Source organism: Blautia sp. MCC283, assembly GCF_018785565.1.
Taxonomy (GTDB): domain Bacteria; phylum Bacillota; class Clostridia; order Lachnospirales; family Lachnospiraceae; genus Blautia_A.
Genome location: NZ_WQQB01000015.1, coordinates 119,274 through 134,615, shown reverse-complemented (window position 1 = coordinate 134,615; position 15,342 = coordinate 119,274). Strand labels below are relative to the sequence as shown.

Annotated in this window: 15 protein-coding genes; 14 read left to right on the top strand and 1 reads right to left on the bottom strand. The window is 43.8% G+C overall.

From position 1 onward, the window contains the following. Positions 1–111: 111 nt before the first annotated feature. The 7 genes from GPK81_RS04870 to GPK81_RS04840 all read left to right on the top strand — a co-directional run bounded on the left by GPK81_RS04870 (position 112) and on the right by GPK81_RS04840 (position 6,201). A complete protein-coding gene (locus GPK81_RS04870) occupies positions 112–948 on the top strand; it encodes a YitT family protein (RefSeq protein ID WP_174087644.1) in 837 nt (278 codons plus the stop codon). 79 nt (positions 949–1,027) lie between these two features. Next, positions 1,028–1,540, top strand: a complete 513-nt coding sequence (locus GPK81_RS04865; RefSeq protein ID WP_118063099.1) for a GNAT family N-acetyltransferase — start codon at positions 1,028–1,030, stop codon at positions 1,538–1,540. A 79-nt stretch (positions 1,541–1,619) separates the two neighbouring features. Continuing rightward, a complete protein-coding gene (locus GPK81_RS04860; RefSeq protein ID WP_118063097.1) occupies positions 1,620–2,480 on the top strand; it encodes an alpha/beta hydrolase in 861 nt (286 codons plus the stop codon). 22 nt (positions 2,481–2,502) lie between these two features. Beyond that, positions 2,503–2,913, top strand: coding sequence for a peptide deformylase (locus GPK81_RS04855; protein WP_021976620.1), 411 nt, complete (start codon positions 2,503–2,505; stop codon positions 2,911–2,913). A 102-nt stretch (positions 2,914–3,015) separates the two neighbouring features. Next, positions 3,016–3,828, top strand: a complete 813-nt coding sequence (locus tag GPK81_RS04850) for a purine-nucleoside phosphorylase (protein ID WP_118071568.1) — start codon at positions 3,016–3,018, stop codon at positions 3,826–3,828. Between the two features lie 39 nt (positions 3,829–3,867). Continuing rightward, a complete protein-coding gene (locus tag GPK81_RS04845; protein ID WP_021976618.1) occupies positions 3,868–4,857 on the top strand; it encodes a guanosine polyphosphate pyrophosphohydrolase/synthetase in 990 nt (329 codons plus the stop codon). A 12-nt stretch (positions 4,858–4,869) separates the two neighbouring features. Next, entirely contained in the window at positions 4,870–6,201 is a 1,332-nt protein-coding gene (locus GPK81_RS04840) for an MATE family efflux transporter (RefSeq protein ID WP_021976617.1), read from the top strand. A 219-nt stretch (positions 6,202–6,420) separates the two neighbouring features. Here GPK81_RS04840 and GPK81_RS04835 read toward each other — a convergent pair whose 3' ends face one another. Then, on the bottom strand, positions 6,421–6,912 hold the full coding sequence (locus tag GPK81_RS04835) for a DUF2798 domain-containing protein (RefSeq protein WP_021976616.1): 492 nt from the start codon (positions 6,910–6,912) through the stop codon (positions 6,421–6,423). A gap of 462 nt (positions 6,913–7,374) precedes the next feature. Between GPK81_RS04835 and eno the strand changes: the two genes are divergently transcribed. From eno to iolC, 7 genes are all read left to right on the top strand, one after another. Beyond that, positions 7,375–8,670, top strand: coding sequence for a phosphopyruvate hydratase (eno, locus tag GPK81_RS04830; RefSeq protein ID WP_021976615.1), 1,296 nt, complete (start codon positions 7,375–7,377; stop codon positions 8,668–8,670). A 205-nt stretch (positions 8,671–8,875) separates the two neighbouring features. Continuing rightward, positions 8,876–9,652 (top strand): ABC transporter permease, encoded by a 777-nt coding sequence (locus GPK81_RS04825; protein ID WP_021976614.1) that lies wholly within the window; start codon positions 8,876–8,878, stop codon positions 9,650–9,652. A gap of 23 nt (positions 9,653–9,675) precedes the next feature. Next, positions 9,676–10,413, top strand: a complete 738-nt coding sequence (locus tag GPK81_RS04820; protein WP_021976613.1) for an ABC transporter ATP-binding protein — start codon at positions 9,676–9,678, stop codon at positions 10,411–10,413. Between the two features lie 120 nt (positions 10,414–10,533). Then, positions 10,534–11,277, top strand: coding sequence for a nickel pincer cofactor biosynthesis protein LarB (larB, locus tag GPK81_RS04815; protein ID WP_215706627.1), 744 nt, complete (start codon positions 10,534–10,536; stop codon positions 11,275–11,277). Next, positions 11,278–12,660, top strand: a complete 1,383-nt coding sequence (gene larC / locus GPK81_RS04810) for a nickel pincer cofactor biosynthesis protein LarC (protein WP_215706626.1) — start codon at positions 11,278–11,280, stop codon at positions 12,658–12,660. A 138-nt stretch (positions 12,661–12,798) separates the two neighbouring features. Next, complete coding sequence (locus tag GPK81_RS04805) at positions 12,799–13,827, top strand: LacI family DNA-binding transcriptional regulator (protein WP_021976610.1); 1,029 nt, start codon at positions 12,799–12,801, stop codon at positions 13,825–13,827. A gap of 467 nt (positions 13,828–14,294) precedes the next feature. Then, the gene (gene iolC / locus GPK81_RS04800; protein ID WP_021976609.1) at positions 14,295–15,329 is read left to right on the top strand and encodes a 5-dehydro-2-deoxygluconokinase; all 1,035 of its coding nucleotides are present in this window, start codon (positions 14,295–14,297) and stop codon (positions 15,327–15,329) included. Positions 15,330–15,342 lie beyond the last annotated feature (13 nt).

The window sequence follows — 15,342 nt, the reverse complement described above, 5'->3', positions numbered from 1 at the left end:
ATAAACCCATTCCAAAAGAGGGAAAACAAAGCTGTTACAATAGAAAAATCTATTATAACAGCTTTTTTGTTACTATTGACAAACAATTTTGCTTGCAAAAAGGAGGTCTTTATGAACAAAAAAATCAAAACATTGTTTTCGTATCTGATGATCATTATCGGAGCCATACTGGCCAGCTTTTCCGTTGCCTGTATCCTGCTTCCCAATGATGCCATCGATTACGGAACTGCCGGAATTGCCATTATCATAAGCAAACTCACTGGGTATAATCTGTCGTTGTGTGTGTTGCTTGTCTTTCTGCCATTTCTGATCGCCGGGATCATTCTTATCGGTAAATATTTCTTTGCAAAAACGTTCGTAGGTTTTGTGATCTACACAATAGGTCTTTCCTACTTTGAAAAAATCCCTTTTGAACTAAATACAGAACATTTTATTGCGGTGGCTTTCGGAGGGGCGATTCTTGGTGTGGGACTTTCCCTGATCCTTCGAAATGGTGGCTGCATTGACGGCTCTGAGATTTTTGCCAATATCATTGTAAAAAAAATCTACAATCATTCGGGAAAAGACTACAGTATTTCCTACATATTAATTGCGTTCAATGCCTGTGTATATGGGGCGGTGTTTGTACTTCTTGACAGAGATTCCGCACTTTTAAGTCTTCTGGTGTACATCGTGTCAACTTCCATCATCGATCATTTCACAGATCATTTTGAGGCATTGAAACAGGTGACCATCATCACAAAAGATCCAGATTCAATTATTTGCGATATTAAAGAAGAACTGAATAAGACCTGTACTATTATCAATTCTTCCGGTGTGATCGCGGGGGAAAATAAAACACTGATCTGTTATGTGAATTACTTTGAACTGCAGAAAGTGAAAGAAATTATTTCCAGGAATAAAGGATCTTTCAGTACTGTTTCAACTATTGATGAGATCCTGCGATAAGGCTTACAATAAAAGATGGGTTTTTCTCCGGAAAAATGTTATTCTATATATGGATGAGAAAAATCAAAGGAGAAGAATTATGAGACTTTCAGAGAAATATGAATTCCGTTCTATACACAGGGAGGAAGCAGAACAGGCAGCGGAAATTGAGCAGATCTGTTTTCCACCGGCAGAGGCAATAAGCAGAGCGGATGTTATAGACCGTGTAGAAAAAATTCCGGAGCTGTTCCTTGTGGCAGTTGACCGGAAAAACGGAAAGCTGGCAGGATATCTCACAGGATTTACGACCAGTGAGGAGGCTTTCCAGGATAAATTTTTTACCAATGCAGATCTTTGTGATCCTGATGGGAAAAATAATATGCTTCTGGGGCTTGAGGTCCTCCCGAAATACCGTGGACAGGGCCTTGCAAGAGAACTGATGATGCGTTATCTTGACCGTGAGCAGAAAAGAGGGAGAGAACGTGCGGTTCTTACCTGTGTAGATGAAAAAGTAGAGATGTACCGGAGAATGGGATTTGAATATATTGGAATCTCAGCTTCTGTACTGGGTGACGAAAAATGGAATGAAATGGAATATCGAATGAAAAAATAAAGGCACAATTCCCGGTACTGTGATAAAATAAAAGATATTTCAAAGACAGAATATAACGATCAAAAAAGGGGGAAATACTATGGCAAAAGCAGAAAAGCACACACTGAAACTGGAAATAGAAAAACCGCAGTATATTACGGTAAATGATGTGACTTATGCACAGGTGGACTCCTGGTTTGGACATTGCAGAAGAGACCTGAAACTGGATATTATCTATCCGGAGGCACAGGATGGCAGAACTTATCCATGTATTCTCTGGATCTGCGGAGGGGCCTGGCTGATGATGGATAAGTCGGCGCATAATCTTTATCTCAGCAGGCTGGCATCAGGCGGATTTGTAGTGGCAAGTGTGGAGTACCGCACTTCCAATCAGGGGCCATATCCAATGCCTTTGCAGGATGTAAAGGCAGCGATCCGTTATCTGAAAGCGCATGCGGACCGGTTCCGTATCAACAAAGAGCAGATGGGAGTTATGGGAGAATCCGCTGGAGGATATCTTACATGTATGGCTGCGCTGGATCATGATCCGGCCCTGGATGTAGGAGAATATCTGGAAGAATCCAGCGAAGTACAGGCAGCCTGCCCCTGGTATCCGCCCACAGATCTTTCCGCGTTTCCGTGCGAATCCGCAGAACAATGTGCTTCTTCCGCGGAGTCCCTCCTTCTGGGCTTTAATTCCAAACGAAACAGAGAAAAGGCGTATAACTGCAGTCCTGTATCCAAAGTAACGAAGGATGCGCCGCCATTTTTGATCATCCATGGAAACTGTGATCGGACAGTGCCCTATGTGCAGTCAAAAACATTATATAATCTCCTGGAAGCGCAGGGCTGTGATGTAACTTTGCTGACGCTGGACGGAGCAGATCATGCGGATCTTCAGTTTTTCCAGGATGAAACATGGAACTGGATCATCGATTTTTTCAACAGAAAATTAAAATAAAACAGAAAACAGGAGTAAAATCATGGTCAGACCGATAATGAGAGATATTTTTTTTCTGAGACAGAAAGCGCAGCCTGCCACAAAGGAAGATAAACAGATAGTACAGGACCTTCTGGATACACTGAAAGCCAACGAAGCAGGATGCGTGGGGATGGCTGCCAATATGATTGGAGTAAATAAAAGAATCATTGCTGTAAATATGGGATTTATCAATGTGGCAATGCTGAATCCGGTGATAGTGAAAAAGTCCGGAGCATACGAGACAGAGGAGGGATGTCTTTCTCTTGACGGTGTGCGAAAGACTACCCGATATGAAAACATAGAAGTGGAATTTCAGGATATTTCATTCCATAAACAACGCCAGAAATATTCTGGCTGGACAGCGCAGATCATTCAGCATGAGATTGATCACTGTGACGGAATTATCATATAAATATGATATATAACAGAGTTAAGAACAAAAAGTACAGAAAAAAGCAGGGGATTTTTGCAATATGGTTCTGACGGTATTAAGATAAGAAGGGAAGCGGAAACTATGTATCAGAAATTAATGACATGTCTGGAAAGTGTAAGAGAGAAAACAGATTTTAAACCGGAAATCGCATTGGTTCTGGGATCTGGACTTGGCGACTTTGCAGAGAGGATCCAGATCGAACAGATCATTAAATATACAGATATCGAAGGATTTCCGGTATCGACAGTAAAAGGGCACAAAGGACGTTTTGTATTTGGTTATGTAGAGAAAACACCGGTTGTGATCATGCAGGGCCGGGTTCATTATTATGAAGGATATCCAATGTCTGACGTAGTTCTTCCGACACGTCTGATGGGGCTTCTTGGGGCAAAAAAACTTCTTCTCACCAATGCGGCCGGAGGCGCCAATCCATCCTTCCATCCCGGCGATCTTATGATGATCACGGATCACATTACAACGGCAGTTCCAAGTCCTCTGATCGGCCCTAATATTGATGAACTTGGAACCAGATTTCCGGATATGAGCGAAGTATACAGCCGATCCCTTCAGGATGTGATTCGAAAATGCGCTGCAGAATGTGGAATTGAACTGAAGGAAGGGGTTTATGTGCAGTTTACAGGACCTAACTATGAGACCCCGGCAGAGATAAGACTTGCTCAGCGCTGGGGCGGTGATGCTGTCGGAATGAGTACCGCATGTGAAGCTATGGCAGCCCGTCATATGGGAATGGAAGTCTGCGGAATTTCCTGTATCACAAATATGGCAGCAGGGATTTCAAAAGAAGCGCTGAACCATGAAGAAGTGCAGGAGACAGCAGACCGTATAGCGGAGTTTTTCCAGAAACTGGTTGAAAAAGTAGTGGTAAATATGTAATCCTGGAAAGAAGGAAATTTTAAGAAAAGAGAAACACAAATGATAACATTGAATGATTACCTGTATTCCGGAGATACCCTTCTTCGGATACTGAAAAAATATATCCGGGATCTGCGGACAGAAGCAAAAGAAAAACGCAACGAGATCGATCTGGTACACTGTAATTTCCTGATCCAGATCCAGGAACTTCTGGAACATAACGATTTCCTTACTGCCCAGTCCCAGAAGATCCGGGAATTTTATAAATATATGGCAGGGGAATACCCGTTTCTGGCATTTACCTTCAAGGGAAGGATCAAATCTCTGATCCGTGCGGAAGAGAAATTTAATGGATATGTAGTAGAATTTATCTATGATTACTATAAAGAGCATGGGAAATATCCTTCCGTATCCCAGATCAAAGAGCGCTTAAGCTGCTTCCGGGATTTTATTGCCTACAGGATCGTTATCGCCATGCCGAGATGCCATCTTAAAAACGGCGAGAATGTCAGAGAAGAAGAACTTCGGTATCTTTATGAGATCGCCAATGTACTTCCGGGATTTCTGGAAGAAAGAGGATTTACCGCAGAGCCGGCCAGAGGCGTGCAGGAAAGTACCTCTCCACTGTTAAGCGAGGAAGCAAAACCTTATTACCGGGATTATATCTGTAACAACAGCGAGGAAGATTATCAGTCTCTGCATATTACTTTTTATGATAACAGCTCCAGAAGTTATATGGAAGTACAGCTGCGTACAAAGGACATGGATGATGTGGCAGAGATTGGATCCGCGAACCATTTAAGTTATGAGAAAAAACAGGAAAGTGAGCGCAGAAGAAGAGATACCATTCCGGAGGGAGAATGCATCTATTTTGATGAAGCTTACGAACGTGGAATGCGGCTTCTCGGACTGGATCTGGCAAAACTGGATGTCAATATGTTTGGTGCGGTAAACAACAGCCTGATCAATGACGGCTGTGGACTGTTTCGCGGAAGAATGATCCTTCCCTATGAGCATCTTTCTCGTTTTCAGAATGATATCATTGACTGAGGGAGGCCTGACATGAAAGATCTGACAAAGGGGAAACCTTCCACGCTGATCCTGTCCTTTGCACTTCCTGTATTTCTGGGAAATCTTCTGCAGCTGACGTACAGCCTGGCAGATACCAGGATCGTGGGAAGCTTTCTGAAAGAAGATGCGCTGGCAGCTGTAGGGGCTACCAGTCCTTTGAGCGGCCTGATCATCGGATTTCTGATGGGCCTTGCAAATGGGTTTGCCATAGTAACTGCACAGAAATTTGGCGCCGGAAATCGAGAGGAAGTGAGAAAATCGTTTGCATTGTCTCTTTTGATGGGCAGTGTGATCTCTCTGGCCCTGACCGTTCTGGGACTTTTGTTTCTTCATCCGATCCTGGGATTTTTAAATGTGCCGGATCGTCTGGTGGGAACTGCCAGAGCATATATTTTTATTATTATCGCAGGCATGCTGACAACATTTCTTTATGATACCTGTGCGGCATCGCTGCGTGCGTTGGGAGATACGGTGACACCGCTTGTGATCTTGGCGGTGTCTGTGACTTTAAATATCGCAGGAGATCTGTTCTTTATCCTGGTGATAAAAGCAGGCGTACAGGGAGCAGCCATTGCCACAGTACTCTCACAGACTTTGGCGTTTCTTGTATGCTGGTTTTATATGATCCGCAGATATGAGATCCTCCGGCTGAAAAAAGAGGATTTTACAGGATTGGACAGAAATATGATGAAAAATATGCTGAGTTCCGGCTTGTCCATGGGATTTGTAAGTTCTCTTGTAAATCTTGGTACTCTGGCGCTGCAGACTTCCATCAACCGTCTGGGAAGAGATATCATCGTGGCCCATACAGCGGCCCGCAAGATCACGGAGATGTTTATGATCATGTTTGGTGTGTTTGGGCAGACGATGGCGATCTTCTGCGGGCAGAATGCCGGGGCAGGGCGGATGGACCGCGTGCGCCATGGAATCGGCCTGGCAGTTCTGTATACCTGTATCTGGTCTGTGATGACAGTGATCTTTAGTTTTACTATTGGAAAACAGCTGATATATCTGGTTACAGGAAGCCGGAACGAGACTGTGATCCTCAATGCAACGAATTATCTTAAATTTGATACGGTTTTTTATTTCGTAACGGCTGTGATCAGTGTCCTTCGAAATGCCATGCAGGGATTGGGAGAAACGGTGATCCCTCTTGTTTCCAGTGCACTGGAGATGATCGGAAAAGTAGTGATCGCGGTGACGCTGGTACCGCTTTTGGGATATACCGGTGTGATCGTGGCAGAACCTATTGTGTGGATCATTATGGTGATCCCGCTGATCGTGAAGATCTTTAAGATGCCGGAATTAAAGAAAACAGCCTGAGAGATCAGAAGATCAGATCAAAAAGAGCCACGTAAAAAATATAGTATATAAAAGTATAGTATAAAAAAGCACATTGCATGGAGTAAAGCGTCACCCAAACGTCTGACTTTGGGGTGTGGTTTAACCATGGCAATGTGCTTTTTTACTGGATAAACTGCGAAGCATTTATTCGAGTTGGAGCTGCGCAGTGAATGCGGATTGAGAGTATCCGCCTGACCTTTACATATTTGGTGCGGTTTCTTTTGAATCCTCTTTCTCAGGAAAGATATGTCTGAAAATAAAACGTACGATCGGGCCTGCATAGATCAGCTGCCAGAAAAATGCAACAGGAAAGTTCATAAAAGTTGTCTGAAGCCAGACTGCGATAAACTGATTTCCTGCATGTTTAAAGAAAAGAGTTGCAAAAAAGCTCATCAGCGGACACATAAAGGCAACAGAGGCAACAGAAATTGCAAGAATCATACTGAATGGATGACAGTTACGAAAATTTACCATGCGGTTCGCGCAGGCAAAGGCAAGTTTGGATACAAGGAAGAAATCAAGGACAAAGGCGATCGGTCCCATAAAAGTCAGCTCGCGAAAAGCGGAGAGGAATACGCTGTTTGTCATTGCTCCGGTATTCAGTACAATGTTGTAACAGATCATGGCGTAAACCATGAAAAATACCATGATGATAGTAAAGATGACTTCCTGAAATTTGTTTTTTGGCATAAAAAATCCTCCTTTAAAATGATTAAGTGATAATGTAAAACCGTAAAGCATGTGTTGTTCGTTAATCATTCAGGAGAATGTGCGTTTCCAATATATGACAGGATTTTGCCATAAACCATATTCAGTTTTTATTTCGGCGATTATATTATCATAATCTGCAAAGCCTTGTCAATACGTAAAATTCTCGCATTTCTGTTAAATATTCTGAAAATATTGACGAAATAGTCGGGCGGACATTCGTAACTCAGCAGGGGACTTTCTTGATTCGATTAAATAAGTAATTGAGAAAAAAATGACAGTAACCCCTCTTGACCACAAAAGTTAGGTATAGTAAACTTATAAATGGTTAGCAGGTTCTAACTATTGCGTAAATAATTGTGACGGGCCGTATCCCCTGACAAAACGCGGCCCGGGCAAAGTTTACGGACAGGGCGAAAGGCCAGACAGGAGGATAAATATCAAATGGAATATTTAGAGATCGAGAAAGTCATTGGAAGAGAGATCATTGATTCAAGAGGAAATCCGACCGTAGAGGCAGAGGTTTATCTGGCAGATGGAACGATAGGAAGAGGAGCAGCACCAAGTGGTGCATCCACAGGAGAGTTCGAAGCACTTGAGCTGAGAGATCAGGATAAGGCCCGTTTCGGAGGAAAGGGTGTTTCCAAAGCCGTTGAAAATATCAATACTGTAATTAACGATGCACTGACAGGAATGGATGCATCTGACATTTATGCAGTGGATGCTGCCATGATCAGGGCAGATGGAACAAAAGATAAATCCAAACTTGGTGCAAATGCCATTCTTGCGGTGTCTATTGCATGCGCACGTGCAGCGGCGATTTCCCTTGACATTCCGCTTTACAGATTCCTTGGCGGTGTGAATGGAAACAGACTTCCGGTTCCGATGATGAATATTTTAAATGGTGGGGCACATGCCGCAAATACCGTAGATGTTCAGGAATTTATGATCATGCCTGCAGGAGCGCCGAGCTTCAAAGAGGGACTTCGCTGGTGCACAGAGGTATTTCATGCACTTGCGGCACTTCTGAAAGAAAAAGGCCTTGCAACGAGTGTTGGTGATGAAGGTGGTTTCGCACCGGATCTTGGAAGCGATGAAGAAGCCATCGAGTACATTCTCGAGGCAGTAAAGAAAGCGGGCTATGAGCCTGGAAAAGATTTTGTACTTGCTATGGATGCTGCATCCAGTGAGTGGAAAGGAAGCCAGAAGGGTGAGTATGTCCTTCCGAAATGTGGAAAGAAATTTACATCTTCAGAGCTTGTTGAGCACTGGAAGAACCTGATCGAGAAATACCCGATCTACTCCATCGAGGACGGCCTTGACGAGGAAGACTGGGAAGGATGGCAGATCATGACAAAAGAGCTGGGTGGAAAAGTACAGCTCGTAGGTGATGACCTGTTTGTTACAAATACCGAGCGCCTTGAAAAAGGTATCAGCCTTGGATGCGGAAATTCCATCCTGATCAAACTGAATCAGATCGGCTCTGTATCCGAGACTCTGGAAGCAATCAAAATGGCACATAAAGCAGGCTATACTGCAATCTCATCTCATCGTTCCGGTGAGACAGAAGATACAACTATTGCAGATCTTGCGGTAGCATTAAATACCTGCCAGATCAAGACCGGAGCGCCGTCCAGAAGTGAGCGTGTTGCAAAATACAATCAGCTTCTCCGAATTGAAGAAGAGCTTGGGGATGCAGCGGTATACCCGGGATTTAAGGCATTCAATATTAAGAGATAACAGACCTTTCATATAAAATCAGCCAGGAGTACACCGGGGCCGGAACAGAATTTCTTCTGTATCGGCCCCGGTTTTTGAGCTTTTTTTAAAAAGATGTGTTCAGACGCATTTTTTTGGAAAAAAATAAGGTTGCCAGAATTGTAAAAATGGTATATTATGTTTAACAGCCATGTGAACAAAGAAAAAATTGAATATTGGAGATGCTATGAAAGAATACGTAAATACTTTTATGCATTACAGGTTTCTTCTGAGAGAACTTGTAAAAAAAGGAATCAAACTGAAGTACAGACGTTCTTATCTTGGTATTATATGGTCCCTGTTGGAACCTCTTCTTACCATGATGGTACTGACGATCGTATTCGGTACTCTGTTTGGAAACAAAGACAAGACATTCCCTGTATATATCCTGACAGGCCGTCTGCTGTACAGCTACTATTCAAGTTCGACGACACGCGCACTGAAATCAGTCCGGGCGAATGCGGCGATGATCAAGAAAGTTTATGTGCCGAAGTATATTTATCCGCTGTCAAGCGTACTTTATAATTATGTAATTTTTCTGATCTCACTGATCGTGCTGGCTATCGTTGCAGTCGTACAGGGAATCCAGCCTACAATTTATATGCTGCAGATCCCAATCGCACTGATCCTGGTTCTTCTGCTTTCTTATGGATGTGGAATGATTCTTGCGACGATCGGAGTATTTTTCAGGGATATGGAATATCTTTGGTCAGTAGCACTGATGATCATTATGTATACCTGTGCGATCTTTTACTATCCTTCCAGACTTTTAAAGAGTGGATTTGCATGGATACTGAAATTTAATCCGCTGTATTGTATTATCAGTATTTTCCGTTCAGCCATGTTTGGCGAGATGATGAATATGCACTATTTTGCTTATGCGCTTATATTCAGTCTGGTTGCAATCGTAGTTGGAATGATCTGTTTCAAAAAGAAGCAGGATGACTTTATACTTTATATATAATTGCGGATTTACAGGAGAGAAAAATGGGAAAACCGGCAGTTGTAGTAGACAATGTAAGTATGAAATTTAATCTCAGTAAAGAAAAGGTCGATAACCTGAAAGACTATCTGATTAAATTCATAAAAAAAGAAATTAAATATAATGAATTCTGGGCTCTTCAGAATGTGAATTTTGAGGTGCAGAAGGGAGACCGTGTTGGTATCCTGGGACTGAACGGAGCTGGAAAAAGTACTCTGCTTAAAGTGATCGCAGGTGTATTCAAACCTACGGAAGGTAAAGTTATCAAAAACGGAAGACTGGTTCCTCTTCTTGAACTTGGAGCCGGCTTTGATCCACAGTATACCGGACGTGAGAATATTTATCTTTACGGAGCAATGCTTGGATATTCCAAGAGTTTCATTGAAGAGAAATTTGATGAGATTGTTGAATTTTCAGAGTTGAAGGAATTCATTGATGTACCGATCAAGAACTATTCTTCCGGTATGAAAGCAAGACTTGGATTTTCCATCGCAACACTGGTATCACCGGATATCCTGATCCTGGATGAGGTACTTTCCGTAGGAGATGCCAAATTCCGGAAAAAGAGTGAGAAAAAAGTTCTCAGTATGTTCGACAAAGGCGTCACCGTTTTGTTTGTCTCACATTCTCTGCAGCAGGTACAGCGCCTCTGCAACAAAGCGATGATCCTTGAAAAAGGAAAACTGATCGCATATGGTGACATTGATGAGATTTCCGAGCAGTATGAGAAAATGATCGATTAACAGAAACAGGAAAACTTCAGGCAGATGCCCGAAAAATGGCGATAGCCAGACAATTTGCGGAAATAATGCAAATGTCTGGCTATTGTGTTATTATACTATGGAAGAACAGGGAAGTAAAAAATGACATTACAGCAGATTCTTGAAGAAGTAAAGAATGGCCGGCTCTCTGTGGAGCATGCAGAGAACCTTCTGAAAAAAGAAGGATATGAGGAAATGGATTATGCGAAGCTGGATACTACCCGAAAAGAACGGACCGGTTTTGCGGAAGTGGTTTACTGTGCAAGAAAAGCAGATGAACATCTTTTGAATATTTACCAGAAACTTTATGAGGAAGACGGAGAAGTGTTTGGAACAAGGGCGTCCAGGCATCAGTATGAACTGGTAAAGAGCATCCTTCCTCAGGTGGTTTATGATCCGGTTTCCGGAATTTTGAAGATTGAAAAAGAAAAAGAACATATTGGAAAAATTGCAGTGTGTACAGCCGGAACTGCAGATATTTCCGTTGCGGAGGAAGCAGCCCAGACAGCAGAGTATTTCGGTACCCACGTGGAACGGATCTATGATGTGGGGGTCAGTGGTATGCACAGGCTTTTTTCCAGATTGGATACCATCCAGGAGGCCAACTGTGTGGTTGCGGTAGCCGGAATGGAGGGAGCGCTGGCAAGCGTGATGGGGGGACTTGTGAAACGCCCGGTGATCGCAGTACCTACTTCTGTAGGATATGGAGCCAGCTTCCATGGGCTGTCAGCACTTCTGACCATGATCAATTCCTGTGCCAACGGAATTGCGGTAGTAAACATTGACAACGGATTTGGAGCCGGATATCTGGCAACCCAGATCAATCGGCTTGCGGAGGGAAAATAGATGAAAAACAAATTATATCTGGAGTGTACCTCCGGGATCAGTGGAGATATGACCGTTGCGGCACTTCTTGATCTGGGTGCAGACAGAGAAAAGCTGGAGCGAGCGCTTAAAAGCCTTCCGGTAAAAGGCTTCGATATAAAGATCAGCCGAGTGGTAAAATCCGGGATCGACGCCTGTGATTTTGATGTGCTTCTTGATCAGGAACATGAGAATCACGATCATGATATGGAATATCTGCACGGACATCATGGGAATTCTCACGGCCATGAAGGACATCATCATGAACATGGTCATGACACCCTGGATGTGTATGAGCATACCCATTTTCATGAACATCGTGTGCAGGAAGCTCATGTAAACAGTCATACACATACAGAAACGATGCATTCCAACCACGGTCATCACCACCACGAACACCGCGGCCTTAATGAAATCATGGAGATCATCGACCATGCAGATATGACAGACCGTGCGAGATCCTATGCGAAAAAAATCTTCACCATCCTGGCCCATGCAGAGGCGAAAGCCCATAATGTACCGGAAGATCAGGTGCATTTCCATGAAGTGGGGGCAGTGGATTCCATTGTGGATATTCTTTCAGTTGCAATCTGCATGGATGATCTGGATGTGGAGGAAGTGATCGTTCCAAGACTCTGTGAGGGAAGCGGAACCATTCGCTGCCAGCATGGAATCCTTCCGGTTCCGGTGCCTGCAGTCAGCAACATTGTAAGTGCCCATCATCTGAAACTGCATATTACGCCGGTACAGGGCGAGCTGGTAACGCCTACCGGAGCAGCCATTGTGGCAGCATTCCTTACATCAGAAAAACTGCCGGAAGATTTTACCGTGGAAAAGATCGGCATCGGAGCCGGCAAGCGCCAGTACAAATGTCCGGGAATCCTCCGTGCCATGCTGATCCGGAAATCCGGGGATGATTCAGGAACGGATGTCTCCACGGAAACAGACACCATCGTGAAGCTGGAATCTAACATTGATGACTGTACAGGAGAAACCCTGGGTTATGTTATGGAATGCCTGTATGGGGCAGGAGCCAGAGAAGCCAATTACATGCCGGTATTTATGAAAAAAAACCGCCCGGCATGGCTGCTTACCGTTCTCTGCAAAAAAGAGCAGATTCCGGCAATGGAGCAGATTATTTTCAGAGAAACGACGACCATCGGGATCCGCCGTCAGGAGATGGAGAGAACCATTCTGAAACGGGAAAAAAGAACGGTTACAACCCCTCTGGGGGAGGTAGAAGTAAAAGTCTGCACTTTTGATGGAAAGGAATATTTTTACCCGGAATATGAAAGTGTAAAAAAGCTCTGTAAAAAAACGGGGATGTCCTATAAGGAAGCATATCATATGGCTGTCCGGGGATGAGGTTAAAATATCTGTTCATGGATAATACGGCTTACATATTGACACATTTTCGAAAAAAATATATAAATGTATATAGAATGATCATTGTCGGACAGAGAACGGCAGTGATACAGTAAGGCAGAAGCAGGAGAAGGATTTATGGCGGTAACGATACAGCAGATTGCAGAACGGGCAGGGGTTTCCAGAGGAACCGTAGATCGGGCATTAAACCACAGAGGACGGATCAATCCGGAGGTGGCAGAGAAGATCTGTCGTCTGGCGGACGAGATGGGATATGTACAGAAAGAACGGAAACGTTCCAGAACGGCCAAAGATGAAAGACTGAAGATCGGAGTGGTGACACAGCTTGCCAGATCCTCTTTTATGCAGGAAGTAAACCGTGGTATTGAGAAAGCTTCCCAGGAACTGAAAGAAAAAGGAATCCAGCTGATCCTGAAAGAAGGCCTTTCCGTTGATGAGGACGAACAGCTTCAGGCCATTGAAGAACTGGAACAGGAAGGAATCCGTGGCCTTGCGGTGATGCCGGTGGACAGTGAGGCTGTCCGGGAGAAACTGAATGCTCTCATTGAAGAGAAGAATATTCCTGTGGTAACCTTTAACTCGGATATTGTAGGAACAAGAAGAGCCTGCTTTGTGGGAATGGATAACCGTAAGAGCGGACGTACCGCAGCGGGTCTCTTAGGAATGATGACAAGAGGAAGCGGAAAGATCCTGATCATTACCGGATATTTCAGCAACCATGTTGACAATCAGCGTGTGGATGGGTTTGTGGAAGAAGCCAAGAAAGCGTTTCCGCATCTGGAGATCGCCGGGGTTCACGGAAGTTTTGACGAGGCGTCGGAAGTGGAGCATATTATCGAGAATGCCATGATGAGCACGTCCGGGATCAGCGGGATCCTGGTGGTATCCGGCGGCCAGGCTGGAGTGGGAAAAGCGTTTGATAAGCTCAGGTTGGACCGCCGTCCGTATGTTGTGATCTATGATCAGACACCGAAGAATGAAAAAGCACTGAAAAATGATTCCGTGGATTTCCTCATCGATCAAAACGGATATGTCCAGGGCTATGAACCGCCCAGGATCCTGGCAGATATCCTGACCAAGGGACAGGAACCGGAACGGGAATTCCTTTTTACAGATATCAAGATCAAAACCAAATATAATCTGTGATCGGGCCATCTGGCGAAAGATCACACGGAAAAATAAGAAAAGTCTGCAGAAACCTGCAGGCTTTTTTTGCATGGAAAGGACCTGCCCTGTTGTGTGCTATGGGGAATGCCATTGGAAATATTTGCAGTAAATATAAGCGAAAATTCTGACAATGAGCCTATGAGGAACTGATAATATGGGGAATGTGTACTTTGAAAGCGTGCTATATGCGTGCTGAAATCTAAAGCACGTAAAAGCACGTAACAACAATATCCACTTTCAACAAAATAAAACCACAGAAATTGTACAGAATAACAGAAAACAAAGAAAATGGAAAGAAGTACTTGCTCAATTTGAAAAAGAGTGCTATATTAACACCATAAGGAACACGCAAGAAAGCACGCTGAAAAGGAATAAAAGCACGCAAAACAAAAAAGCACACAAAAAAGAAGTAAAAAATAAACCATCAAACAAACGGAGGTAAGATCATGAAGTATATCGAATTTGATGAATCCAGACCAATGGACCTGGTACTCCTTGGAAGAGTTGCCATTGATTTCAACCCTGCTTACAACGATCAGGTGAAAGAAGAGTTCAAACCCCTGAAGAAAGTACATATGTTTGAGAAATTTGTAGGAGGATCTCCTGCAAACATCGCTGTAGGTGTTACCAAACATGGCCTGAAAGCAGGATTCATCGGAAAGGTTTCTGACGATCAGTTCGGTGAGTATGTAGTGGATTATTTCAATGAGAGAGGAATCGATACCTCACAGATCACAAAGTGCACAAACGGAGAGAAACTGGGACTTACCTTTACCGAGATGCTTTCTCCGAAGGAAAGCAGCATCCTCATGTATCGTAACCGCATCGCAGACCTGCAGCTTCATGTAGATGATATCCATGAGGACTACATCAAAAACGCAAAAGCGATCCTCATTTCAGGAACAGCTCTTGCAGAGAGTCCGTCCAGGGAAGCAGCCATCAAAGCAGTTATGCTTGCAAAGAAAGTAAATACAAAGATCATCTTTGATATCGATTACAGAGAATACAACTGGAAGAACGCAGATGAGATTTCCATCTACTATTCCATCGTAGCCAAGGAAGCCGACATCATTATGGGCTCCAGAGAAGAGTTCGACCTTACAGAGAAGCTGATCAAAGAAGGCATGACCGATGAGGAGAGTGCAGCTTACTGGCAGTCAAAGAATGCAAAGATCGTTGTGATCAAACATGGTATGAAAGGTTCCACAGCATACACTATCGACGGACAGAAATTCAGCATCAAGCCATTCCCGGTTGAGGCAAGAAAAGGCTTCGGCGGCGGTGACGGATACGGCTCCGGATTCCTGTATGGACTGTATCAGGGATGGGAGATCATCGACTGTCTGGAGTTCGGTTCCGCAGAGGCATCCATGATGGTTAAGAGCAACAACTGCTCCGACTCCCTTCCGGGACCAGATGAAGTTCACGCATTCATTAAAGAAGAAAAAGAAAAATTCGGCGAAATGATCGCAAGAGTATAAAGAAAAGGAGTGG